Origin of the sequence: Clostridium phoceensis (assembly GCF_001244495.1) — a bacterium.
Classification (GTDB): domain Bacteria; phylum Bacillota; class Clostridia; order Oscillospirales; family Oscillospiraceae; genus Lawsonibacter; species Lawsonibacter asaccharolyticus.
Window position 1 is genome coordinate 2,441,405 of sequence record NZ_LN866274.1, and the last position, 22,323, is coordinate 2,463,727.

General features: G+C 64.7%; 23 protein-coding genes and 1 other annotated feature. Of the genes, 16 read left to right on the top strand and 7 right to left on the bottom strand.

The genetic code is table 11. From position 1 onward, the window contains the following. Positions 1-258: 258 nt before the first annotated feature. Together BN1969_RS12640 and BN1969_RS12645 are read left to right on the top strand one after the other, a co-directional pair. Positions 259-1,467, top strand: coding sequence for an AGE family epimerase/isomerase (locus tag BN1969_RS12640; protein ID WP_050624621.1), 1,209 nt, complete (start codon positions 259-261; stop codon positions 1,465-1,467). 40 nt (positions 1,468-1,507) lie between these two features. Next, a complete protein-coding gene (locus BN1969_RS12645; RefSeq protein WP_050624622.1) occupies positions 1,508-2,362 on the top strand; it encodes a MurR/RpiR family transcriptional regulator in 855 nt (284 codons plus the stop codon). A 167-nt stretch (positions 2,363-2,529) separates the two neighbouring features. Here BN1969_RS12645 and BN1969_RS12650 read toward each other — a convergent pair whose 3' ends face one another. Further along, entirely contained in the window at positions 2,530-4,914 is a 2,385-nt protein-coding gene (locus BN1969_RS12650) for a phosphoketolase family protein (RefSeq protein ID WP_202973721.1), read from the bottom strand. A gap of 333 nt (positions 4,915-5,247) precedes the next feature. After that, the gene (gene leuA / locus BN1969_RS12655; protein WP_050624624.1) at positions 5,248-6,939 is read right to left on the bottom strand and encodes a 2-isopropylmalate synthase; all 1,692 of its coding nucleotides are present in this window, start codon (positions 6,937-6,939) and stop codon (positions 5,248-5,250) included. A 58-nt stretch (positions 6,940-6,997) separates the two neighbouring features. Further along, positions 6,998-7,238 (bottom strand) — a binding site (T-box leader). Positions 7,239-7,402: 164 nt separating this feature from the next. On the opposite strand from leuA, the gene BN1969_RS12660 reads away from it, so the two are divergent. The 7 genes from BN1969_RS12660 to BN1969_RS12695 all read left to right on the top strand — a co-directional run bounded on the left by BN1969_RS12660 (position 7,403) and on the right by BN1969_RS12695 (position 12,090). Then, positions 7,403-8,032 carry a hypothetical protein gene (locus tag BN1969_RS12660; RefSeq protein WP_147577105.1) on the top strand — a complete coding sequence of 210 codons (630 nt, stop codon included), beginning with the start codon at positions 7,403-7,405 and terminating at the stop codon, positions 8,030-8,032. A 105-nt stretch (positions 8,033-8,137) separates the two neighbouring features. Continuing rightward, positions 8,138-8,719: a hypothetical protein gene (locus BN1969_RS12665; protein WP_133248314.1), complete on the top strand. Its 582-nt coding sequence runs from the start codon at positions 8,138-8,140 to the stop codon at positions 8,717-8,719. Positions 8,720-8,739: 20 nt separating this feature from the next. Next, positions 8,740-8,925, top strand: coding sequence for a hypothetical protein (locus BN1969_RS12670; protein WP_050624627.1), 186 nt, complete (start codon positions 8,740-8,742; stop codon positions 8,923-8,925). A 12-nt stretch (positions 8,926-8,937) separates the two neighbouring features. After that, the gene (locus tag BN1969_RS12675) at positions 8,938-9,201 is read left to right on the top strand and encodes a spore coat protein (protein ID WP_050624628.1); all 264 of its coding nucleotides are present in this window, start codon (positions 8,938-8,940) and stop codon (positions 9,199-9,201) included. 166 nt (positions 9,202-9,367) lie between these two features. Next, entirely contained in the window at positions 9,368-10,132 is a 765-nt protein-coding gene (gene trmD / locus BN1969_RS12680; RefSeq protein ID WP_050624629.1) for a tRNA (guanosine(37)-N1)-methyltransferase TrmD, read from the top strand. A gap of 415 nt (positions 10,133-10,547) precedes the next feature. After that, a complete protein-coding gene (locus BN1969_RS12690) occupies positions 10,548-11,384 on the top strand; it encodes a DegV family protein (protein WP_050624631.1) in 837 nt (278 codons plus the stop codon). A 115-nt stretch (positions 11,385-11,499) separates the two neighbouring features. After that, a complete protein-coding gene (locus BN1969_RS12695; RefSeq protein WP_336454710.1) occupies positions 11,500-12,090 on the top strand; it encodes a hydrolase in 591 nt (196 codons plus the stop codon). Between the two features lie 67 nt (positions 12,091-12,157). On the opposite strand, the gene BN1969_RS12700 is transcribed toward BN1969_RS12695, so the two are convergent. Then, positions 12,158-12,616 (bottom strand): metallophosphoesterase family protein, encoded by a 459-nt coding sequence (locus BN1969_RS12700; RefSeq protein WP_077138761.1) that lies wholly within the window; start codon positions 12,614-12,616, stop codon positions 12,158-12,160. Positions 12,617-12,681: 65 nt separating this feature from the next. Between BN1969_RS12700 and BN1969_RS12705 the strand changes: the two genes are divergently transcribed. From BN1969_RS12705 to BN1969_RS18045, 3 genes are read left to right on the top strand one after another with little or no spacing between them, the layout of a single operon-like run. Then, a complete protein-coding gene (locus tag BN1969_RS12705; RefSeq protein ID WP_050624633.1) occupies positions 12,682-12,963 on the top strand; it encodes a hypothetical protein in 282 nt (93 codons plus the stop codon). A 36-nt stretch (positions 12,964-12,999) separates the two neighbouring features. Beyond that, a complete protein-coding gene (locus BN1969_RS18040; RefSeq protein WP_050624634.1) occupies positions 13,000-13,452 on the top strand; it encodes a hypothetical protein in 453 nt (150 codons plus the stop codon). Beyond that, on the top strand, positions 13,445-13,918 hold the full coding sequence (locus BN1969_RS18045; RefSeq protein ID WP_050624635.1) for a hypothetical protein: 474 nt from the start codon (positions 13,445-13,447) through the stop codon (positions 13,916-13,918). Before BN1969_RS18040 ends, BN1969_RS18045 begins: the two co-directional genes overlap by 8 nt. An 8-nt stretch (positions 13,919-13,926) precedes the next feature. Here the strand turns inward: BN1969_RS18045 and BN1969_RS12720 are convergent, their stop codons facing one another. Genes BN1969_RS12720 through trpS form a run of 4 tightly spaced genes read right to left on the bottom strand, consistent with a single transcriptional unit; the run spans position 13,927 to position 18,100 of the window. Continuing rightward, the gene (locus BN1969_RS12720; RefSeq protein WP_050624636.1) at positions 13,927-14,688 is read right to left on the bottom strand and encodes a hypothetical protein; all 762 of its coding nucleotides are present in this window, start codon (positions 14,686-14,688) and stop codon (positions 13,927-13,929) included. Between the two features lie 33 nt (positions 14,689-14,721). Then, positions 14,722-15,870, bottom strand: a complete 1,149-nt coding sequence (gene wecB / locus BN1969_RS12725) for a non-hydrolyzing UDP-N-acetylglucosamine 2-epimerase (RefSeq protein WP_050624637.1) — start codon at positions 15,868-15,870, stop codon at positions 14,722-14,724. After that, entirely contained in the window at positions 15,867-17,036 is a 1,170-nt protein-coding gene (locus BN1969_RS12730) for an MraY family glycosyltransferase (protein WP_050624638.1), read from the bottom strand. Before BN1969_RS12730 ends, wecB begins: the two co-directional genes overlap by 4 nt. A 56-nt stretch (positions 17,037-17,092) precedes the next feature. After that, positions 17,093-18,100: a tryptophan--tRNA ligase gene (trpS, locus tag BN1969_RS12735; RefSeq protein ID WP_050624639.1), complete on the bottom strand. Its 1,008-nt coding sequence runs from the start codon at positions 18,098-18,100 to the stop codon at positions 17,093-17,095. A 234-nt stretch (positions 18,101-18,334) separates the two neighbouring features. Between trpS and murD the strand changes: the two genes are divergently transcribed. The 4 genes from murD to BN1969_RS12755 are packed head-to-tail and all read left to right on the top strand — an operon-like array spanning position 18,335 to position 22,112. Then, positions 18,335-19,714: a UDP-N-acetylmuramoyl-L-alanine--D-glutamate ligase gene (murD, locus tag BN1969_RS12740; RefSeq protein WP_050624640.1), complete on the top strand. Its 1,380-nt coding sequence runs from the start codon at positions 18,335-18,337 to the stop codon at positions 19,712-19,714. A 27-nt stretch (positions 19,715-19,741) separates the two neighbouring features. Next, complete coding sequence (locus BN1969_RS12745; protein WP_050624641.1) at positions 19,742-20,779, top strand: zinc-binding metallopeptidase family protein; 1,038 nt, start codon at positions 19,742-19,744, stop codon at positions 20,777-20,779. Continuing rightward, entirely contained in the window at positions 20,776-21,801 is a 1,026-nt protein-coding gene (locus BN1969_RS12750; protein WP_050624642.1) for a M42 family metallopeptidase, read from the top strand. Before BN1969_RS12745 ends, BN1969_RS12750 begins: the two co-directional genes overlap by 4 nt. A 17-nt stretch (positions 21,802-21,818) precedes the next feature. Next, complete coding sequence (locus tag BN1969_RS12755) at positions 21,819-22,112, top strand: hypothetical protein (RefSeq protein WP_050624643.1); 294 nt, start codon at positions 21,819-21,821, stop codon at positions 22,110-22,112. The last annotated feature ends 211 nt before the right edge of the window (positions 22,113-22,323 follow it).

The following is a 22,323-nucleotide window of genomic DNA, read 5'->3' on the forward strand; positions in this document are numbered from 1 at the left end:
CCGTCGTTCGGGGATATAATGAGAAGCCGGAAGCGCGGTTTGGAGCAAGACGCCCAATCGAGGGGGGAGATATTCCAACGCTCTTGTATAATTGTATCATGCAGGGAGTGGATTGTCACCTAAAATGCGGGAAAAATTTTTCACAAATTATTTCATTGAAAAAACTTTCCTGGAGTGCTATGATGGAGTTACAGATTTGGATCGTTGTGGAAAAATCCAAAAAACAGCGGCTTTTGCCGTCATAAGGGGTTGAAATTTATGGACAGAAAGAGATTGCAGGAGACCAGGGAGTGGGTCAGGAAGGAACTGGCGTCCAGTGCCGAATTTTGGCTGAAATACGGCATGGACAAGGAGCACGGCGGCGTCTACACCTGTATCGACCGGACAGGGCGCCTGTTCTCCACGGACAAGAGCGTGTGGATGCAGGGGCGGTGCGGCTGGACCTACGCCTATCTGTGCACCGTCTACGGCACCCGGCCGGAGTGGCTGGAGGCCAGCAAGAGCTGTCTGGACTTCATGGAGAAGCACTGCATCAACCGGGAGGCGGACGGCCGGATGTACTTCACCGTCACCGGCGACGGCAAGCCGCTGCGCCAGCGCCGCTACTGCTTCTCCGAGGGCTTCTACGCCCTGGCCAACGCGGAGTATTACGCGGTCACGGGGGACAGGGAGTGCCTGGAGCGGGCCCGCCGGGCCTATGAGCTGATCTATCAGCTGAACAACGGCCTCATCAAGGACCCCGCCGGCATGGGCCCCAAGACCATCCCGGAGACCCGGAGCGGCCGCGCCCTGGCCGACCCCATGATCTATCTGAACATCACCTCAGTGATGCGCCGCTGCGACCCGGAGCACCGGGAGGTCTATGACGCCCGGGCCAAGCAGTGCGTGGAGACCATCTTCCGCTATCACCACAAGCCGGAGCTGAAGTGCACCCTGGAGACCGTGGGCATGAACGGCGAGTTCTGGTCCGACATCTCCGCCGGCCGCTTCGTCAATCCGGGCCACGACATCGAGTGCAGCTGGTTCCTGATGGAGGAGGCCAAGTACGAGGACGACCCGGAGCTGCGGGCGAAGGCCATGGAGGTCTTTGATATGGCCATCGAGCGGGGCTGGGACAAGGAGTACGGCGGCCTGCTCTACTTCGTGGACTGCATGGGATTCCCGCCGGAGGCCTATGAGCACGACATGAAGCTGTGGTGGCCCCACAACGAGATCCTGATCGCCAGTCTGATGATGTACCGGGACAGCGGGGACGAGAAGTATCTGGACTGGTTCTACAAGACCGTGGACTACTGCAAGACCTATTTCGCGGACCCGGAGTACGGCGAGTGGTACGGCTATCTCCGCCGGGACGGCAAGCCCACCGAGCCCGCCTGCAAGGGCTGCACCTTCAAAGGGCCCTTCCACGTGCCCCGCAGCCTGATCATGGCGGATCAGCTGATCGGGCAGATCCTGGAGCAGAACTGAGGGCCGGAGGACGGCCGGGGGAGAAGAGGAAGGAGAGAGCATGACGGCGCATAACATATTTGAGACCATTAGCAGCCAGTATTTTCAGCTGACCAACTCGGAAAAGAAGGTGGCCGACTATGTGCTGAGGCACCGGATCGATGTCCAGTACATGTCCATCTCCGAGCTGGCGGAGGAGTGCACCGTGGCTGACGCCACCATCTCCCGCTTCTGCCGGAGGCTGGGGCTGACTGGATACAACGCCTTCAAGCTGGAGCTGGCCAAGGCATCGATGACCCGGGACAGCCACCGGGCGGACGCGGCCATCCTCCAAGAGAGCAGCGGCTTTCACGCCATGTGCAAAAAGCTGCTGGGAGAGAATGTGGCGGTGCTGGAGCAGACCATCCAGCTGCTGGACCCCAGACAGGTGTCCCGGGCCGTGGACCTGCTCCGGCGATCCCGCCGGGTGGTGTGCATGGGACAGGGCAGCTCCATGGTGCTCTCAGAGGAGGCCTGGACCCTCTTTTCCACCGTGTCCCCCAAATTCCTGTTTGTGCCCGACTCCCACCTTCAGATGAATACCCTTGCGCTGATGGACCCGGACGAACTGGTCCTGTTCTTCTCTTACTCCGGCTCCACCCGGGACTTCCAGGACCTGCTGGAGGTGGCCCGGCAGCGGCAGGTGAAGGTGGTGCTGGTGTCCCGTTTCCCCAAATCGCCGGGGGGCCAGCTGGCGGATGTGGTGCTCCAGTGCGGCGCCGACGAGGGGCCGCTCCAGGCCGGCTCCGTCAATGCCCGGATGGCCCAGCTCTTTGTGCTGGACGTGCTGTTCCAGGAGTTCTGCATGCGGGCCCCTGAGGAGACAGAGCAGAGCAGGGAGCAGATCGCTGAGGCCGTGGCGAGAAAACACCTGTGACCGGGCGGCCAGATCGATCAGAATTCAGAATAGATAAGAGCCGTCCCCCTGAGACCAGTGGGACGGCTCTTTCTGTCTCATAACAAAAGGACAGGGGGCGGTATGCGATGCATACCGCCCCCTGTCCCTGTTCCGCATTGCACGGATGGACTGCGATGGGGGAGGGATCAATAGTTCCCCTTGCCGTCGTTCCACTTCCAGTCCCGGACCTCGGGCAGGTCCTGGCCGTAGGTGGTGATATACTGGCGGTGCTCCACCAGCTTATCCTGCATCTCCTGAATGAGATAGGAGGCAGTGTTGCCCAGCTGGGGCAGACGCTTGACGGTGTCGATGACCAGGTCGAAGCGGTCGATGTCGTTCTGCACCCGCATGTCGAAGGGCGTGGTGATGGTGCCCTCCTCCTTGTAGCCGCGGACGTGCAGATTCTTGTTGCGGCGGCGGTAGGTCAGCTCATGCACCAGGGTGGGATAGCCGTGGAAGGCGAAGATGATGGGCTTGTCCTTGGTGAAGAGGGCGTCATAGTCCTCGTCAGTGAGGCCGTGGGGGTGCTCGGTGTGGGGCTGGAGCTTCATCAGGTCCACCACGTTGACCACCCGGATCTTCAGGTCGGGCAGGTAGTGGCGCAGGATGGTGACAGCAGCCAGGGTCTCCAGAGTGGGGGTGTCGCCGCAGCAGGCCATGACCACGTCGGGCTCACAGCCCTGGTCATTGGAAGCCCACTGCCAGATGCCGATGCCCTGGGTGCAGTGCTTGACGGCCTGCTCCATGGTCAGCCACTGGGGACGGGGGTGCTTGGAGGCGACCATGACGTTGACGTAGTTGCGGCTCTTGATGCAGTGGTCGAAGCAGCTGAGCAGGCAGTTGGCGTCCGGGGGCAGGTAGAGGCGCACCACGTCCGCCTTCTTGTTGGCCACGTGATCCAGGAAGCCGGGGTCCTGGTGAGTGAAGCCGTTGTGGTCCTGCTGCCACACGTTGGAGGAGAGGACGTAGTTCAGGGAGGCGATCTTCTGCCGCCAGGGCAGCTGGTTGCACACCTTCAGCCACTTGGCGTGCTGGGCAACCATGGAGTCCACGATGCGGATGAAGGCCTCGTAGCTGTTGAAGAAGCCGTGGCGGCCGGTGAGCAGATAGCCCTCCAGCCAGCCCTGGCACAGGTGCTCGGAGAGCATGGAGTCCATGACCCGGCCGTCCCGGTCCAGGTTCTCGTCCAGGTGCTCGTCGATGGGGTCCTCCCAACGGCGGCCGGTGACCTCAAAGACGGGGGAGAGGCGGTTGGAGGCGGTCTCGTCGGGGCCGAAGACCCGGAAGTTCCGGGACTCCATATTCAGCTCCATCACGTCCCGGACATAGGTGCCCATAACGGTCATGTCCTGGGCCTCCACCGCGCCGGGCTGGGGAACATCCACCGCGTAGTCCCGGAAGTCGGGGGTGCGCAGGTCCCGGAGGAGCAGGCCGCCGTTGGCGTGGGGGTTGGCGCCCATGCGGCGGTTCCCCTTGGGGGCCAGGGCCTGGAGCTCAGGGATCAGAGTGCCGTTCTCATCGAACAGCTCCTCGGGGCGGTAGCTCTTCAGCCACTGCTCCAGCTCCTGGACGCGGCCGGGGGCGCCGTCGTGGACGGCGATGGGCACCTGATGGGCGCGCCAGCAGCCCTCCAGCGGCTTGCCGTCCACCTCCTTGGGGCCGGTCCAGCCCTTGGGGGAGCGCAGGACGATCATGGGCCAGCGGGGCCGGGTGACGTCGCCGGTGGAGCGGGCGTACTCCTGGATGCGCTGGATCTCCCGGACGGCCCAGTCCAGGGCGGCGGCCATCTTCTGGTGCATGACCATGGGGTCGTCCCCCTCCACGAAGCGGGGCTCCCAGCCGCAGCCCTTGAAGAACATCTCCGCCTCTTCGTGGGAGATGCGGGAGAAGACGGTGGGGTTGGCGATCTTAAAGCCGTTGAGGTGGAGGATGGGTAGCACCGCGCCGTCCGTCTTGGGATTGAGGAACTTGTTGGAGTGCCAGGCGGTGGCCAGGGGGCCGGTCTCCGCCTCGCCGTCGCCCACCACGCAGGCGGCGATCAGGTCGGGGTTATCCATGACCGCGCCAAAGGCGTGGGACAGGGAGTAGCCCAGCTCGCCGCCCTCATTGATGGAGCCGGGGGTCTCGGGGGCCACGTGGCTGGCGATGCCGCCGGGGAAGGAGAACTGCTTGAACAGCTTCTTCATGCCCTCGGCGTCCCGGCTGATGTTGGGGTAGATCTCCGTATAGGAGCCGTCCAGGTAGTCCTGGGCCACCATGGCGTTACCGCCGTGGCCGGGGCCGGAGAGGTAGATCATGTCCAGGTCATACTTGTTGATGACCCGGTTCAGGTGGGTGTAGATGAAGTTCTGACCAGGGCAGGTCCCCCAGTGGCCCACGATGGTGCGCTTCAGGTGCTCGGGCTTCAGGGGCTCCCGCAGCAGGGGGTTGTCCAGCAGGTAGAGCTGGCAGGCGGCCAGATAGTTGGATGCCCGCCACCAGGCGTTGATGAGCTCCAGCTGGCTTTTGGTGAGGGGGTCCTTCTTGGACATGCGGGCGGGCGCTTTGGCGACCGCTTTTTCCTTTGTGATAGACTTGTTAGACATAAGATAGCCTCCTTCTTCAAGCTATTTACAAGGATTAGTATATTCTAAACATTGAAAAAGTCAATAAGAAAAGAAAAAATAATATGTTAAAAAACGGTGAATAAAATTTATGGAATGAGTTAAAGTAAACAAATGGCCCGACGGCCCGCTGGAATATCCAGAGGGCCGCCGGGCCGGAGCTTATGGAAGAGCCTCGCAGAGTTCGCGCCCGCAGGCGCAAATCAAGTTGTGATCTGTTTTCCCCCGCGGCATGTGCGCCGGGGGAAAGCACTGCTCAGGCTACTGAGCGCTCCGCTTGGAGCGGTTGATGGCAGAGAGGATGCCGCGCAGGGGGGCCAGGTTAATGTTATGGGAGACGCCCACGCCCCAGTACTTCCTGCCGTCCCGCTGGTCCTGGAGCAGGATGTAGGCCACGCCCTGGGAGTCGGAGCCGTCGGTGATGGCGTGGGACTTGTAATCCAGGAAGGTGAAGTGGGACATCTTCTCGTCCTTGATGGCGTTGAAGAAGGCGTCGATGGGGCCATTGCCCTCGCCGGAGACCTGGAAGATCGTGTCCGTGTGCTGGATGGTGCCCCAGAAGGTGACATGGGAGTGCCCCTCGGCGTCGATGCTCTCGGTAAAGGCGTGCTTGAGCATCCGGTAGGGGGCGTCAATGTTCAGGTACTCCTCCTTGAACAGCTCGTAGATGCGCTCGGGGGCGATCTCGGTGCCCACCCGGTCGGTCTCCTTCTGGACGACGGCGCCGAACTCGGGGTGCATCAGCTTGGGCAGGTCGAAGCCGAAGTTGTGCTCCATCACATAGGCGGAACCGCCCTTGCCCGACTGGCTGTTGATGCGGATGATGGGTTCATACTGCCGGCCCACGTCGGCGGGGTCGATGGGCAGGTAGGGGATCTCCCAGAAGTCGGAGTTGGACTCCTTCATATACTGGGTGCCCTTGTTGATGGCGTCCTGGTGGCTGCCGGAGAAGGCGGTGAAGACCAGCTCGCCGGCATAGGGCTGCCGCTCGCCCACCTTCATCTTGGTGCAGCGCTCGTACATCTCCCGGATCTTGTTGATATTGGAAAAGTCCAGCCTGGGGTCCACGCCCTGGGTGTACATATTCAGAGCCAGGGTGATCATATCCACGTTGCCGGTGCGCTCACCGTTGCCGAAGAGGGTGGCCTCCACCCGCTCCGCCCCGGCCAGCAGTCCCATCTCGGTGGTGGCTACGCCGGTGCCCCGGTCATTATGGGGGTGGAGGGAGATGATGGCGCAGTCCCGGGAGGGGAGCCTGCGGATGAAATACTCCAGCATGTCGGCAAACTGGTTGGGCATGCAGTTCTCCACCGTGGTGGGCAGGTTGAGGATGACCTTACGCTCCGGGGCGGCGTGGAGGTGCTCCAGCACCGCCTGGCAGACCTCCACGGCATAGTCCATCTCCGTGCCCATGAAGGACTCGGGGGAGTACTCGAACCGGAGGTTCATACCCGACTGGATCAGGGGCTGGGACATCTCGTAGATCAGGTCGGCGGCATCGGTGGCGATCTTGGTGATCTCATCGGTGTCCATGTGGAAGACTACCTTGCGCTGGAGGGTGGAGGTGGAGTTGTAGAAGTGGAGGATGACGTTTTTGGCGCCCTGGATGGCCTCGAAGGTCTTGCGGATCAGGTGCTCCCGGGCCTGGACCAGCACCTGGATGGTCACATCGTCAGGGATGTGGCCCCCCTCGATCAGCTCGCGGCAGATCTCATACTCGGTCTCACTGGCGGAGGGAAAGCCGATCTCGATCTCCTTGACGCCGATGTCCACCAGGGTGTGAAAATATTCCAGCTTCTCCTCCAGGTTCATGGGGTCCACCAGAGCCTGGTTGCCGTCCCGCAGGTCCACAGAACACCAGACGGGGGCCTGGGTGATGACGCGGTCCGGCCAGGTGCGGCCCTGGATGGGCTGGGGCTGGAAGGGGATGTACTTTTGATATCCGGGTTTCATATGGGGTGCCTCCTTTACATTCTGCGGGGGACAAAAACGACGCCCCCGACTTTTTCAAGTCAGGGGCGTCGGAAATGACGCGGTACCACCCTGGTTCGGCCGCCGGTTACCCGAAAGCGGCCCTCATAAGCCTCGAACAAGGCTGAGGCCGGTAACGGGGCCATACGTCTCATCCTACTCACAGATTCGGACAAGCTGCTCGGGGACCAGTATCCACAGGGGGCCGCACGCCGGTTCCCACCAACCACCGGCTCTCTGAAGGGGGCTGACCCTGTCTTTTTTCCCGTCACTGCATTTGTTGAATGTTATTTTAGCGGAGGAGGCCGGCTTTGTCAAGAGAAAAATGAGACAGACCTGAAAAAGGCGGGGACAAATTAAAAAATCTTAATGGAGCGGGAAAAACATAAATGGGATATTGATTCGGCTTGTGGTACAATTGAGAGGACAAGGAGGCGGGAAAGGGATGAGACGGATCGGTGCGTGGATGATGGCGCTCCTGCTGTGCGTCGTCGGGACAGGATGCGGGAGGCAGCTCGGGAGCCCGATATCCTATGAGGATTTTACGGGCACCTATCCCGTGGAGGGCTATGTCCCAAGCCAGGAGGACCTGGGGTGGGCACCCTATTCCTATGCCGGAGCAGGTCCGCATTTTTCTGTGGTCCTGAACGTCAGACAGGCCAGCGAGGCGGAACGGTCCGTGCTCATACAGGGAAAGTGGGCCTCAGCAGAGACCATGGCTCAGAGCGGGGCGGATTTCCCGGAGCGCAGTGAGGAGTACAACGCCCTGGCTCTGAAGGCGACGGAGGAGGCCATGGCGCTGGAGGAGGCGGAGCAGATCTATCTGACGGAGCTGCTGGTGACCCATAACGGAACGGAAGCAGAGCAGTTCCGCTACTCTGTCTCTGACGGCGGGACGCTTTATCTGTCTGGGTATGCGGCGGGCGGAGAGGTCTGGTGCCGGCTGGCCAACACGCCGGACGGGAGCTATACCGAGGGGCTCCTGCTCCCCTTCCGTCAGCAGTACAGCATGGAGATCTGTTATGGGGAGGAACGGGAGGAAATCGCCCTCACCCTTCAGGAGCAGGCGGGATGAAAGGCGCCGGCCGCGGGCATGCGGCCGGCGCCTTTCCCACAGCGGCATATCCACGCCCCCGGGGTGCATAAAGTGGAGCGAGACGGGGAGAGGGAGGGACAGGCCGTGGTGGAAAAGATCATGCTGGAGGGAGGCGGGACCCTCTCCCTGCGGGAGGACGGCCCCAGGGTGCACACCGAGGCGCGCCGCCAGAACGACGGCCAGGGGCTCTATAAGGTGTGGCTGCGGGGCGGCGGAAAGGGACGGCTGCTGCTGGGAACGCTGGTGCCGGAGGGGGGAGAGCTGGTGCTGAGCCGGACCCTGAGCCGCCGTACTCTGGAGGATGCGGGCTGCTGGCCGGTGGCGGGAGGGAAGGCTGTGATGGCCTATCCTTTTACAGAGGAGAGCGCCGGGGAGTGGTACTGGGAGGAGGAGCCCTGGAAGCTGGTGTCCGACCCAGTGCTGGTGCAGGCGGCCCGGAGCTGGGGGCCCCTGCTGGTACAGCGGGGCGGGGAGGAGGTGCGGCTGGCCGCCTCCTTCCGCGGCGGCGGGCAGTTCCCGCTGGTCCCCCTCTTCTGCTTCGGGACGGTGGGCCAGATCCGGGGAAGGGAATATGTGATCTTTCTGTTTGATCGGCAGGGGACCCCTAAAATGCCGTATAATTTGGAAAAAGGCGGGAAACCTAAGGCCGTAGATCAGAGCCGATGACGGCTGAAGGAGGAATTCGTATGCCCATTTTGACCACCAAGGAGCTCCAGGCCCTCAATGACCAGCTGGACTTTGAGCGGGTGCTCCACTGCAAGTATCTGGCCGCGGTCCAGGAGAGCACCGACCAGGAGCTGAAGACCATGTTCCAGAACTGCGCCAGCCAACACCTTCAGAACTACAACACCCTGCTGGATCAGCTGCGCTGAGGAGGAGAACGAATGAACGATCAGGAGCGTATGACAGATTTTCTGTGCAGTGAGAAGAAGATGACCTCCAACTATGACACCTACGCCTCGGAGTGCGTCAACATCCCCCTGCGGGACGCCTTCCTCGGCCTGTTCAACCAGGGGCACCACACCCAGACCGAGCTGTTCCAGCTGGCCCAGTCCAAGGGCTGGTACCAGCCCGAGCAGGCCCAGGCGGACAAGATCAGCCAGGCTTACACCAAGTTCTCCAATCAGAAGCCCACAGGACAGCAGTAAGACCGGAGCGCAGCCCGCGCCGGGCCCCAAGTGCGGAGGCCCGGCGCGGGCCCTTTTTCCGGGGCGGGAAAAAGAGTTGGGGAAAAAGGCCGGCATCCATTGAAAAACAGGGGGAGATTGCGTATAATCAAGGGGATAAAACGCCAAGTGAGGAAAGAGACTGACTATGTACCGTATCGATATCATGACCCTGTTCCCCGACGTGGTGGGGGACATGCTGTGCGAATCCATCCTGGGCCGGGGGCAGGAGCGGGGCTACATCCGCATCGAGTGCCACCAGATCCGGGACTACACATTGAATAAGCAGCGGCAGGTAGACGACTACCCCTACGGCGGCGGCCGGGGGGCGGTGATGCAGGCCGACCCCCTCTACCAGTGCTGGAAGCACATCTGTGAGGAGGCGGGGGAGCGGGTCCATACCATTTACTTATCTCCCGCAGGCAGGACCTTCCGCCAGGGGGATGCCCGGCGGCTGAAGGACAGCTACCAGCGGCTGATCCTGGTCTGCGGGCACTACGAGGGGATCGACGAGCGGTTCGTGGAGGAGTGCGTGGACGAGGAGATCTCCCTGGGGGACTTTGTGCTCACCGGCGGGGAGATCCCGGCCATGGCGGTGGCGGACGCGGTGTGCCGGCTGGTGCCCGGGGTGCTGTCCGACCCGGAGTGCTATGAGAACGAGAGCCACTGGAACGGTGCACTGGAGGCGCCCCAGTATTCCCGGCCGGAGGTGTGGCACGAGAGAGCGGTGCCCCCCATCCTCCTGTCAGGCAACCACGCCAAGGTGGACCAGTGGCGGCGGAAGCAGTCCATCCTGCGTACCCGCCGCCGCCGCCCCGACCTCTATGAGCGGCTGGATCTGTCCTCCAAGGCGGACCAGAAGATCCTGAAGGAGCTGCGCGCCGAGGAGCCGGAGCTGTTCCCAGAGGACTGACCCGGGCCGCGGGGGGATCTGGAGCAGTACACTGCCCCAGGCCCCGGTTTTCTGTGGAGGCGCTGATCCCTTCCGGCCCATGTAGGGGCGGAGCTTGTCCTGCCCTTCTCGAAAAAGCGGGACGGGGAAAGGAAGACCCCTCATCCGTCGCGGCGTGCGCCGTGACACCATCCCCCCGGAGGGGGGAAGGCTTTGGGGGCGGGGCCGAGAGGGGGACAGCCCACGCCGCAGCATTTCTCCCTAAAGGGGAGGGTTTGGGCGGTTACAGAGGTCCGCCTCGGTAAGCGGCGGGGGACTGCGCCCTCCGGGGCGATCCTGCACACGGGAGGCGCCGCGGTTTTACTTTACATTTGGGCGGAACTGTGGTATAGTATCGTAAATCTAATATCTAATATCATGTTCGGGGATGAATAGTATGAGTTTCAAGATCATTGTGGACAGCTGCTGCGACCTGACCGGGACCATGTTGAAGGACCCCTGCTTTGTGAAGGTGCCTCTGACCATCCGGGTGGAGAACAGCTCCTTCGTGGACGACGCCTCCCTGGACCGGAGCGACCTGCTGTGGGCCATGAAGCAGAGCGAGGACGCCCCCTCCACCGCCTGCCCCGCCCCCCAGAGCTATCTGGACGCCTACCAGTGCGGCGCGGATGACATCTATGTGGTCACCCTGTCCGCCCTGCTCAGCGGCTCCCACAACAGCGCGGTCCAGGCCCGGGTCCTGCTGGAAGAGGAGGAACCGGAGCGTAACGTCCACGTGTTCAACTCCTGCTCCGCCTCCTCTGGAGAGGTGCTGACGGCGCTGAAGATCCGGGAGCTGGCGTCCTCCGGGATGCCCTTCAAGAAGGTGGTCCGGGAAGTGGAGCAGTATATCTGCCAGATGCAGACCCTTTTCGTGCTGGAGTCCCTGGAGAATCTGCGGAAGAACGGACGGCTGACCAAGCTGCAGGCGGTGGTCACCGGGGCGCTGCGGATCAAGCTGCTGATGGGGGCCACCCCTCAGGGGGAGATCTGCAAGCTGGGCCAGGCCCTGACCATGAAGCAGGCTCTGGGCAAGCTGGTGGACCGGATGGCGGCGGACCCGGATCATCAGGGGCGGGTGGCGGCGGTGTGCCACTGCAACTGCCTGGAGCGGGCTTTCGCCCTGAAGGAGCAGATCGAGGCCAAATGCCAGTTCCAGCAGGTCCTGATCCTGGAGGCCGGCGGGATCACCACCGTCTACGCCAACGACGGCGGCGTGGTCGTGGCCTATTAAAACAGTCAAAAGCCCCGCTCTGTCTGTATGCCCGTCCCCGGCGGGGGAGGGTCGGGGGAGCTTCGTCCCCAGGAGCACAGAAGGAGCTCAGAAGTGAAAAAGGAGTGTTTCAGAGATGTCCATGACAAGAGAGCAGGCCTGGGACCTGCTGACCCAGTATAACCAGGAGGAGTTCCACCTGCGCCACGCCGTTACAGTGGAGCACGTGATGCGCTGGTTTGCCCGGGAGCTGGGCTATGGGGACCGGGAGGAGTTCTGGGGGATCGTGGGTCTGCTCCACGACCTGGATTTTGAGCGCTGGCCGGAGGAGCACTGCAAAAAGTCCCAGGAGCTGATGCGGCAGGCCGGGGTGGAGGAGGAGATCGTCCGGGCCACCGCCAGCCACGGCTGGGGCCACTGTGTGGACATCAAGCCGGAGCAGGAGATGGAGAAGGTCCTCTTCGCGGTGGACGAGCTCACTGGGCTGATCGGGGCGGCCGCCCTGATGCGCCCCTCCAAAAGCGTGTCCGACATGGAGCTCAAGTCCCTGAAGAAGAAATTCAAGGACAAGAAATTCGCCGCAGGCTGCTCCCGGGACGTGATCGCCCAGGGGGCGGAGCTGCTGGGCTGGGAGCTGGACCAGCTGCTGGACCGCACTCTGGCAGCCATGCGGGCGGAGGAGGCGGCCATTGAGGCGGCCATTGAGGAGGCCGCTGCCCAGGGCTGAGACATATAAAAAACACCCCCGGGACCGTGAACGGGTCCCGGGGGTGTTTTTTGTACAGAGGCGCCCATCAGGGCATGTCCAGCAGGGAACAGGAGAGAGCCTCCCCCTCTGGGAGGACGAGGCCGAAGGTGCTGCGGGCGCTGCCTGGATTGAGGACCCAGAGGCCGTCCGGTTCCTGGAAGCAGCAGGGGCGGTGGGTGTGGCCGAAGAGCAGAAGGTGGGCCCCGGCGTTCCGGGCCGCCCGGAGGGCGGCGTCATACCCCTGCTTCACATGCCAGATGTGCCCGTGGGAGAGGAGGACGCGCTTGCCGCACACCATGAACTGGCGCTCCAGAGGATCTGTGGTCCAACCGTCGCAGTTGCCGGGCACGGTGACCATGGACAGCTTGGGGTAGAGGAGGGCCAGCTCCTCGGCGTCCCGCTGGAGGTCGCCCAGGTGGACCACCAGGTCGGGCTGCTGCTCCTCGATGGCCTGGATCATGCCGCCGGTGTAGCGGTGGGAGTCGGAAAACACAAGAATTTTCAAAAGAGTCACCTTACCTCGTCTGGCGCATATACTGGAATGAAATCCTCTTGGAAGGGAGATCCGGTATGAATCAGGAAAGAAGCGGCAAAAAGGGGCAGGAGAGCCTGCCCGCCGATCTGGTCAAAAATAAGGAGGCCCTCAACCGTCTGGCCAGATCCGGCGATGCCCAGCGGCTGATGGAGCTGCTGCGGCAGGGGGGCGGTATCCAGGGGGCGGCGGAGGCCGCCGTGAAAGGGGACACCAGCCAGCTGGTGGGAATGATGCAGCGGCTGATGAACACCCCGGAGGGAGGCGAGCTGGTGGAGCGCATCAGCCGCCAGGCCAGGCAGTCGGGCCTGACCGACTGAGTCCCCGCACAGGAGGGGGAAAGGAGGGGCTGCCCTGTGGGGGAGATGGAAGACAAGCTGAACGCGATCCTCAATGACCCGTCCGCCATGGGGCAGATCATGGCGCTGGCCCAGTCCCTGGGCGGCGGCGCTCCCCGGCCGCAGGCCTCCCCGGCGGGGGAGGCCGCCCAGGGGGCGGAGCAGACCGGCGCCAGGGAGGCGGAGGCGCCCGCTTCGGCGGGGAGCGCTCCGCCGGCCCTGACGGGGGGAGAGGACCCGCTGGCCGCCCTGGGGGAGATCGACCCCGGCATGATCCAGATGGGGATGCGGCTGCTGCGGGAGTATCAGGGGGAGGACGACCGAACGGTGGCCCTGCTCAACGCCCTGCGCCCCTTCCTGAAGGAGAGCCGCCTGGCCAAGCTGGACCGGGCGGTGCAGATCTCCCGGCTGGCCCGGGTGATCCGGGTCCTCTTCCGCGGCATGGGAGAAGGGGGGCGGGGCGATGTATAACCGCTATATCCCCCAGAATGGTACTTATACCCGGGTGGTGGAGCAGGACGGCCCGGAGGAGGGGGCCCGGCGTCCGGCGCCCCATCCGCCCGGGCCGGAGCGGGGGGAGCCGGGGGAGAACGGGCCCCGGGGCTCCGCAGGACCTCCACCCGGGGCAGCCCGGGGCGCGCCCGGAGGAGGAGGCCGCCGGCCTGCCCCGGGTCCCATGGGCTTTGGCGGCCTGGGGGACCTGCTCTCAGGGGAGAAGAGCCCGCTGAACGCCCTGTTCGGCGGGGACAAGGGGGGGATCAACGGCATCCTGAAAGTCCTCCGGCTGGAGGAGCTGGACAGCGGGGATATCCTGCTGATCCTGATCATCCTGCTCCTGCTGGTGGAGGGGGACAACATGGACCTGGTCATCACCCTGGGGCTGCTGCTCCTGCTGGGGCTGGCGGATGACAGGAAGGAGGAGAAGCAAGGGGGGTGAGCTCCTCCTCAAATGCTGTGGAGCACCGTTCCGTCCGGCAGCTGAAAGGTGGTGCCGGAGGGGCAGGACTGGATGGGAGAATAGGCGGTCATGCGGTAGAGCAGCTCCTCCCCCTCCAGAGTCTCAGAGGAGATGAGCAGCCCGCTCTCCACGCTGATCCAGTAGCGGTCCACCCGCTCCCCGCCGGGGGCGGATACCTCCACATAGATGCAGGGGATGCCCCCCCTGGAGTCGTCGTAGCCGGTGCCGGTGATCTGCTCCGGGTCCGCGTCCAGCACGGTCTCATAGGTGGGGATGTGCTGGGCCAGATCGGCGGAGCCGCCCTCCGCCGGGGCGGTGAGGTAGTCGGAGGACCCCTCATACCAGTAGTAGACGGTGTCCTCGCTGATGAGGTCGTGGCGGATCAGACCGGAGGGGAGGACCTGACGGGTATGGGACCAGCCTCCGTCCACCCAGGTCTGGACGGAGGTGGCACTGGAGCCCCCGGTCCAGAAGGTCTCTACCGTCAGCTCCCAGTAATAGCTGGTGGAGCGCTCCAGGGTGCGGATGACGCTCTGGACGGTCTGGGGGGTCACCTCCACCCGCTGGAACAGCTCGGCGGACTGAGAGGAGCCTCCCCCCTCCTGGCTGCTGGAGGAGGCGCCGGGCTCAGGGAGCTGGATATGTTCGGTGCGCATAGAGAAGAGGCTGCGGCCGAAGCTGGTGAACATGGCCGCCACGATGAGAAGGGTGACGGCGATGGCGATGATCAGGCGGTTTTTTTGGTCCATGGCCGGCTCCTTTCTCGTGGGGTCAGACAGAGGTCAGGGATGGAAGGGGGCGGGGGGCTGCGCCCGCAGACCGAAGCGGTACTCGATGGCGTCAGCGATGCGCCCGCAGGCCCGGCCGTCGCCGTAGGGGTTGGCGGCGTGGGCCATGGCGGCATAGGCCGCCAGATCGGTGAGCAGGCGGGAGGCCATCTGGAAGATGGGCTCCTCCTCGGTGCCCGCCAGCTGGACCGTCCCCGCGGCCACCGCCTCGGGGCGCTCCGTCTCCCGACGCAGGACGAGCACCGGCTTGCCCAGGGCGGGGGCCTCCTCCTGGAGCCCGCCGGAGTCGGTCATCACCAGATGGCAGCGGGCCATCAGGTTGTGCATCTCGTCCACCGCCAGTGGGGCGATGAGGTGGATGCGGGGGTGGCCGTCCAGGTACTGATGGGCCGCCTCCTGGACCACCGGGGAGAGGTGGACCGGATAGACCAGCTCCACGTCGGGGAAGGCGTCGGCCACCCGGCGCAGGGCGGTCATGATGTGGGCCATAGGCGTTCCGTAGTTCTCCCGCCGGTGGCAGGTGACCAGGATCACCTTTCGGTTGACATAATCCAAATCATTGAGGACGCCTTCTGAAAAATGAAAGTCTTTTACAACTGTGGTCTGGAGCGCGTCGATCACCGTGTTGCCGGTCAGAAAGACGCCCTGCTCGATCCCTTCCCGGGCCAGATTGTCCCGGTTGGAGGGGGTGGGGCAGAAGTGCAGGTCAGCGATGGCGCTGACCATCCGGCGGTTCATCTCCTCCGGGTAGGGGGAGTATTTGTCATAGGTGCGCAGGCCGGCCTCCACGTGGCCCACGGGCACCCGGTGGTAGAAGGCGGCCAGGGCGCCGGCGAAGGTGGTGGAGGTGTCACCGTGGACCAGGACCAGGTCGGGTCGGGCCTGCTCCAGCACCTCCTCCATGCCCAGCAGGCACTTGGAGGTGATGGTGGACAAGGTCTGCCGGGGCTCCATGATGTTCAGGTCGAAGTCGGGCACCAGGCGGAAGATGTCCAGCACGGAGTCCAGCATCTGCCGGTGCTGGGCGGTGACACAGCACAAGGCGTCGATCTGGGGGCGGCGGGAGAGCTCCAGGGCCAGGGGGGCCATCTTGATGGCCTCCGGCCGGGTGCCGAAGATGGTCATGACTCGGATACGGTTCATTTGTCGGAACGGTCCTCCTCACCGAAGAAATTGTCGTTGCCGGCGATCTGGGTCTTGGAGGGGGGGCGGTGCTGCCGGCCCTTGGCCTCCCCCGCGGCGCCGGAGCCGCCGCTGTCGCTGTGGGACAGGTAGAGCCTGCCCCCGAAGGCGCCCGCCATGCACAGGGCCAGCAGGAAGAGCATGGCCTTCATGGCGTTGTTGGTGGTGAGCACCACTGCGGACAGGCCCAGGATGGCGCTGATGAGATAGAGCACCGCCACCGCCTGCTTCTGGGTGAAGCCCATATCGATGAGCCGGTGGTGGATGTGTCCCCGGTCGGGGGCCATGGGGCTCTGCCCCCGGGCCAGCCGCCGCAGGATGGCGAAGCAGGTGTCGAAGATGGGCAGGCCCAGCACCAGGAAGGGGACGGCGAAGGAGATGATGGCGTAGGACTTGAACAGCCCCTGGATGGAGACGGTGGCCAGCACGAAGCCCAGGAAGGTGGAGCCGGTGTCCCCCATGAAGATCTTAGCCGGGTTCAGGTTATAGGGGAGAAAGCCGATGCAGGCGCCGGCCAGGGCGGCCATGAGGATGGCCACCTGGGCCTCGGCCACCGTCAGGGCGATGACCAGCATGGTCATGGAGCTGATGGTGGACACGCCGCAGGCCAGGCCGTCCAGCCCGTCGATCAGGTTGACGGCGTTGGTGATGGCCACGATCCACAGCACAGAGATGGGGATGGACAGCACGCCCAGGTGCCAGTAGGGGTCGCTGCTGAAGATGTTGGGGTTGGAGAGGTAGTCGATCTGGTTGCCCATCAGCACGGCGATGAGGGCCGCGCCGATCTGGACGGCGAACTTCAGCTTGGCGGACAGGGCATAGATGTCGTCAAAAATGCCCAGAATGACGATGACCACCGCGCCCAGCAGCATGCCCCGCAGCTGGGTGGTGAGGGGCAGGAAGAGCAGCACGCTGAGGATGAAGCCGAAGAAGATGGCCAGCCCCCCCATCCTGGGGATGGGGTGGTCATGCATCCGGCGGCTGTCCCGGGGGACATCCACCGCGCCGATCTTGAAGGCCAGGGAGCGGACCACCGGGGTGGCGATCAGAGCCACCACCGCGGCCACCAGCAGGGCGGCGGCCACAGAGCCCACCACCTGAAGGGAAATATCCGTGGGAACGTTCATGGGAAAACCCCTTTTGCAGAATTGATGTGGGGAAGGAGGCGGGAGCGGGCGCCCGGTCAGCGGGCCACAAAGCCCACCTTTTTATAGACCTTCCGCAGAGTCTTGGCGGCAAGGTGGGAGGCGCGCTCCGCACCCTCCTTGTAGATGCCCTCCAGATACGCCTTGTCGGCCATGAGGCGGCCGGCCTCCTCCCGGATGGGCCGGAGGAGCTCCACCACCGCGTCGCCCACCGCGGGCTTGAACACGCCGTAGCCCTGGCCCTGGAAGACCTCCTCCGCCTCCTCCGGGCTCTTGCCGGTGGCGGCGCAGTAGATGGTCAGCAGGTTGGAGATGCCCGGCTTGTGCTCCGGGTCGAAGCGGACCTGGGTCTCGCTGTCGGTGACTGCCCGCTTGAACTTCTTCTGGATGACCTCGGGGGCGTCCATGAGGAAGACGCAGCCGTCCGGATCGGACTTGCTCATCTTGCTGGAGGGGTCCCCCAGGCTCATCACCCGGGCGCCCATCTTGGGGATGAAGGGCTCGGGGAGGGTGAAGGTGTCGCTGTACACGCCGTTGAAGCGCTGGGCCACGTCCCGGCACAGCTCCACGTGCTGCTTCTGGTCCTGACCCACCGGGACCAGGTCGGCCTGGTAGAGCAGGATGTCCGCCGCCATCAGCACCGGGTAGGTGAACAGGCCGGCGGTGATGTTGTCGGCGTGCTTTTTGGACTTGTCCTTGAACTGGGTCATGCGGGACAGCTCCCCAAACTGGGTGTAGCAGCCCAGCACCCAGGCCAGCTCGGCGTGCTGGGGCACGTGGCTCTGGATGAAGACGACGCTCCGGACCGGGTCCAGGCCGCAGGCGATATACTGGGCCAGCTGCTCCAGGGTGCGCCGGCGCAGCAGGGCCGGGTCCTGGCGGACGGTGATGGCGTGCATGTCCACGATGCAGTAGATGCAGTCGTACTCATCCTGAAGGGGGACCCAGTTCTTGATGGCTCCCATATAAGAGCCCAGGGTCAGATCGCCGCTGGGCTGGATGCCGCTGAAGATGCGCTTGCGGGGGGCGGAGTTGGCTTGCTCCATGGAAAAGACCTCGTTTCTGTCGTGATTTCAGATCGGGAAGGGAAGAAGACCCCTATCTTAACAAGAATAGCACAGGAATGGAAAAAGTGCAAGAATCCCGTTGAAATTCCGGCGGAGTGTTTCATTGAAATTTTTCTTCTTCTGTGATAACATACCATAAAACCCATAAAACCAGTCAAATTTTTTCCGCGGCCTCAGGCCGCGGCGGCCCAAATCGGGAAAGGAGCGTATCCCATGTCCGACATCAGGGAATATTTCGACAGTCTGCGGGGGAAGAGGATCGCCGTGATCGGCATGGGGGTCAGCAACACGCCGCTGATCCGGATGCTGCTGCGGGCGGATCTGGACGTGACCGTGTGCGACAGGGCCCAGCGGGAGCGGGTGGAGGAGCAGGCGGAGGAGCTGGAGAGCCTGGGAGCCCGGCTGCGGCTGGGGGAGGCGTATCTGGAGGGGCTGGATCAGGACGTGATCTTCCGCACCCCCGGCCTGCACCCCGGCCACCCCGCCCTGGAGGCGGCCCGGGCCCGGGGGGCGGAGGTCACCTCGGAGATGGAGCTGTTCTTCCGCCTGTGCCCCTGCCGCCTGATCGGTGTGACGGGCAGCGACGGCAAGACCACCACCACCACCATCCTTGCGGAGTTCCTGAAAGAGGCGGGATACAACGTCTATGTGGGGGGCAATATCGGCAAGCCCCTGCTGCCCGATGTGTCCGGCATGGAGCCGGAGGACTTTGCGGTGCTGGAGCTGTCCTCCTTCCAGCTGATGACCATGGAGCAGAGCCCCCACATCGCCGTAATGACCAATCTGTCCCCCAACCACCTGGACTACCACAGATCCATGGGGGAGTATATCGCCGCCAAGGAGAACATCTTCCTCCACCAGGGGGAGGAGGACCGGGCCATCTTCAACTATGACAACCAGCTGACCCGGGACCTGGCGGAGAAGGCCGGGGGGGCGGTCACCTTCTTCAGCCGCCGGGAGCGGCTGGAGGAGGGGGTCTACCTCCGGGACGGGGCCATCTGGCTCACCAACGCCCAGGGCAGCCGGGAGGTGCTGCCCACCCGGGACATCCGGCTGCCCGGGGTGCACAACATCGAAAACTACATGGCGGCCATCGCCGCCGTGGACGGACTGGTGCCGGACAAGTGCGTCCGGGCGGTGGCCGCCCGCTTCCAGGGGGTGGAGCACCGCATCGAGCTGGTGCGGGAGCTGGACGGAGTGAAGTACTACAATGACTCCATCGGCACCAGTCCCAGCCGCACCGTGGCCTGCCTGGAGTCCTTCCCGGAGCCGGTGATCCTCATCGCCGGGGGCTATGACAAGGGCATCCCCTTCCACGCCCTGGCCCTGGAGATCCGGGAGCGGGTCAAGACCCTGGTCCTCACCGGGGACACGGCCCGGGCCATCCGGCAGGCAGTGGAGGAGGCGGAGGGCGGCCGCGGCTGCCCGGAGATCATCCAGACCGAGGACCTGGCCGGGGCGGTGGAGGCCGCCCGCCGGGCGGCGGGGCCGGGGGACGTGGTGGTGCTGTCCCCCGCCTGCGCGGCCTTCGACCGCTTCAAGAACTTCATGGAGCGGGGCCGGGCGTTCAAGGAGCTGGTCCGGTCCCTGTGACCGGAAGCACAAAGGAGGAACACTGAGTTGGATCATGATGCGATACTTTCCCGCCTGTGCGGCCTGGGCGCCCCCAGCGGATTCGAGGGGCCGGCGTCCCGGGCGGCGGCGGAGCTGCTCCGCCCTCTGGCGGACGAGGTGACCGTGGACCGGATGGGCAGCGTGCTGGCCCTGCGCCGGTGCGGCAGGGAGGGGGCGAAGCGGCTGCTGCTGGACGCCCATCTGGACGAGATCGGCTTTGTGGTCACCGGCCATGAAGAAGGGTATCTGAAATTTGCCCCCCTGGGCGGAGTGGACCCCAGGATGCTCCCCGACCGGGAGCTCACCGTCCTCACCGATCCCCCCCTGGCTGGGGTGGTGGCCTGTCTGCCCCCCCATGTCCAGACCCGGGAGGACATGGACAAGTCCATCCCCATCCGGGAGCTCTGCCTGGATGTGGGGCTGAGCCAGGAGGAGGCGGAGCGCCGGGTGCCGGTGGGCACCCCGGCGGTCTTCCGCGGGGGCTGCTTTCCTCTGGGGCAGGAGCTGATCTGCGGCAAGTCCCTGGATGACCGCGCCTGCTTCGCCGCCCTGCTGGGGGCCCTGGAGCTGCTGAAGGACCGGAGGCTGGATGTGGACCTGTACGTGCTGGGCAGCGTGTGCGAGGAGGTGGACAGCACCGGGGCAGTGACCGCGGCCTATGGGGTGGTCCCAGACCTGTGCGCGGCGGTGGACGTGACCCACGGGGACAGCCCGGATGCCCCCAAGGAAAAGACCTTCCCTCTGGGCAAGGGGCCCGTCATCGGCGTGGGCCCCAACTGCACCCGCTGGATGGAACAGCGGATGCGCCGCAAGGCGGAGGAGCTGGGGATGGCGGTCCAGACCGAGGTAATGGCGGGCCACTCCGGCACCAACGGCTGGCCCCTCCAGGTGAGCCGGGAGGGGGTGGCCACGGCGGTGCTCTCCCTGCCCCTGCGGTATATGCACACCCCCATCGAGGTCATCAGCCGCCGGGACCTGGAGGACCTGGCCCGGCTGCTGGCCGCCTTTGTGGAGGGGATCGGAGAGGAGGCGGAGTCCCGATGAAGGAGCTGCTGAAGACCCTGTGCGCCCTGAACGGCGTGTCGGGGGACGAGGACCAGGTGCGGGAGTTCCTGGCGGAACGGGCCAGGCCCTGGGCCCGGTCTATGAAGGTGGACCCCCTGGGCAACCTGATCGTGTGGAAGAAGGGGGCCAGAGCGGCCGGGGACCGGCTGATGCTGTGCGCCCACATGGATGAGGTGGGGCTCATCGTCACCCACGTCACCGAAGAGGGCTTTCTGAAATTCGACTTCGTGGGCGGCGTGGACCGCCGGGTGGCCATCGGCAAGCCGGTGGTCCTGGGCCCGGACCGGGTGCCCGGCGTGGTGGGGATCAAGGCCATCCACCTGGTCAGCCGGGACGAGGAGAAGAAGGTCCCCAAGACCGACGCCTTCTACCTGGACATCGGGGCGAGGGACCGGGAGGAGGCCCTCTCCAGGGTGGAGCCGGGGACCTACGGCTCCTTCGTCTGCACGCCGGAGGAGTTCGGGGAGGGCCTGTTCAAGGCCAAGGCCATCGACGACCGGGTGGGCTGTGCCGTGCTGCTCAAGCTGCTGGAGGAGGACCTGCCCATGGACGTGGTCTTCGTCTTTACTGCCCAGGAGGAGGTGGGCACCCGGGGAGCCTTTGGGGCCGCCTTCTCTGTGGCTCCGGAGACCGCCCTGGTGCTGGAGACCACCACCGCCGCTGACCTGCCCGGGGTGGAGGGACACCGCAGAGTGTGCGCCCCCGGCAGGGGCCCCGTGATCTCCTATATGGACGGGGGGACCATCTACGACCGCGGGCTCTTTGAGGACCTGCGCCGGCTGGCGGAGGACAACGGCATCCCCTGGCAGACCAAGGAGTATATCGCCGGGGGCAACGACGCCCGGACCATCCAGCGCTCCCGGGCCGGGGTGCGGGTGGCCGCCCTCTCCGCCGCTGTGCGCTATCTCCACGCCCCGGCCAGCGTGGGCAGCCTGGCGGATTTTGAGGACATGCTCGCACTGACCCGGCTGTTCGTGGCCGACCAGGCCGCCCGGCTGTGAGAGAGGAAGCGGGCTAGGTGAACGAGAGAAAGGGCCGGGTCCTGGAGGCCCTGCTGGAGACCGTGGAGTTCGCGGTCCTCAGCTATGCCATGTCCGGGGCGGCCTTCGCCCTGCGGAGAGATCCCCTGTGGATCTTGTTCATGGTGGTGGAGATCCGGCTGCTCCAGAAATACTGGGCGGCCCTGGGCCGCTGCCTGACCGCCCGGTGGGCCCGGTGGACGCTGGCCGCCCTTGGGGTGGCCGCCTGCCTGACCGCGGCGGCGCTGTTCGGCCCCCTGCCGGTGCCGGAGGTGCCCGGCCTGCTGGGGTGAGGGGGCCCAGCCTCCGCCCAAAGAATATGAGAGTGCATGAAAATAGGAGTGAACTATGGAACTGTTTGAATTGATCCAGACCTTGAACCGGGCCCACGGCCCCTCGGGGGACGAGGGGGAGATCCGGGAGGTCATCCGGGCCCTGGCGGAGCCCTATGCCGACGAGATCACCGCAGACACCATGGGCAGCCTGATCGTCCACAGGCGGGGG

Coding starts and splice junctions, on each gene's coding strand:
- BN1969_RS12640 (WP_050624621.1), top strand. CDS start 259: ATGGACAGAAAGAGATTGCAGGAGACCAGGGAGTGGGTCAGGAAGGAA.
- BN1969_RS18045 (WP_050624635.1), top strand. CDS start 13,445: ATGTATAACCGCTATATCCCCCAGAATGGTACTTATACCCGGGTGGTG.
- BN1969_RS12650 (WP_202973721.1), bottom strand. CDS start 4,914: ATGTCCAAGAAGGACCCCCTCACCAAAAGCCAGCTGGAGCTCATCAAC.
- BN1969_RS12730 (WP_050624638.1), bottom strand. CDS start 17,036: ATGAACGTTCCCACGGATATTTCCCTTCAGGTGGTGGGCTCTGTGGCC.
- BN1969_RS12660 (WP_147577105.1), top strand. CDS start 7,403: ATGAGACGGATCGGTGCGTGGATGATGGCGCTCCTGCTGTGCGTCGTC.
- BN1969_RS12720 (WP_050624636.1), bottom strand. CDS start 14,688: ATGGACCAAAAAAACCGCCTGATCATCGCCATCGCCGTCACCCTTCTC.
- wecB (WP_050624637.1), bottom strand. CDS start 15,870: ATGAACCGTATCCGAGTCATGACCATCTTCGGCACCCGGCCGGAGGCC.
- BN1969_RS12750 (WP_050624642.1), top strand. CDS start 20,776: ATGAAGGAGCTGCTGAAGACCCTGTGCGCCCTGAACGGCGTGTCGGGG.
- murD (WP_050624640.1), top strand. CDS start 18,335: ATGTCCGACATCAGGGAATATTTCGACAGTCTGCGGGGGAAGAGGATC.
- BN1969_RS12690 (WP_050624631.1), top strand. CDS start 10,548: ATGAGTTTCAAGATCATTGTGGACAGCTGCTGCGACCTGACCGGGACC.
- leuA (WP_050624624.1), bottom strand. CDS start 6,939: ATGAAACCCGGATATCAAAAGTACATCCCCTTCCAGCCCCAGCCCATC.
- BN1969_RS12675 (WP_050624628.1), top strand. CDS start 8,938: ATGAACGATCAGGAGCGTATGACAGATTTTCTGTGCAGTGAGAAGAAG.
- trpS (WP_050624639.1), bottom strand. CDS start 18,100: ATGGAGCAAGCCAACTCCGCCCCCCGCAAGCGCATCTTCAGCGGCATC.
- BN1969_RS12695 (WP_336454710.1), top strand. CDS start 11,500: ATGTCCATGACAAGAGAGCAGGCCTGGGACCTGCTGACCCAGTATAAC.
- BN1969_RS12705 (WP_050624633.1), top strand. CDS start 12,682: ATGAATCAGGAAAGAAGCGGCAAAAAGGGGCAGGAGAGCCTGCCCGCC.
- trmD (WP_050624629.1), top strand. CDS start 9,368: ATGTACCGTATCGATATCATGACCCTGTTCCCCGACGTGGTGGGGGAC.
- BN1969_RS12645 (WP_050624622.1), top strand. CDS start 1,508: ATGACGGCGCATAACATATTTGAGACCATTAGCAGCCAGTATTTTCAG.
- BN1969_RS12670 (WP_050624627.1), top strand. CDS start 8,740: ATGCCCATTTTGACCACCAAGGAGCTCCAGGCCCTCAATGACCAGCTG.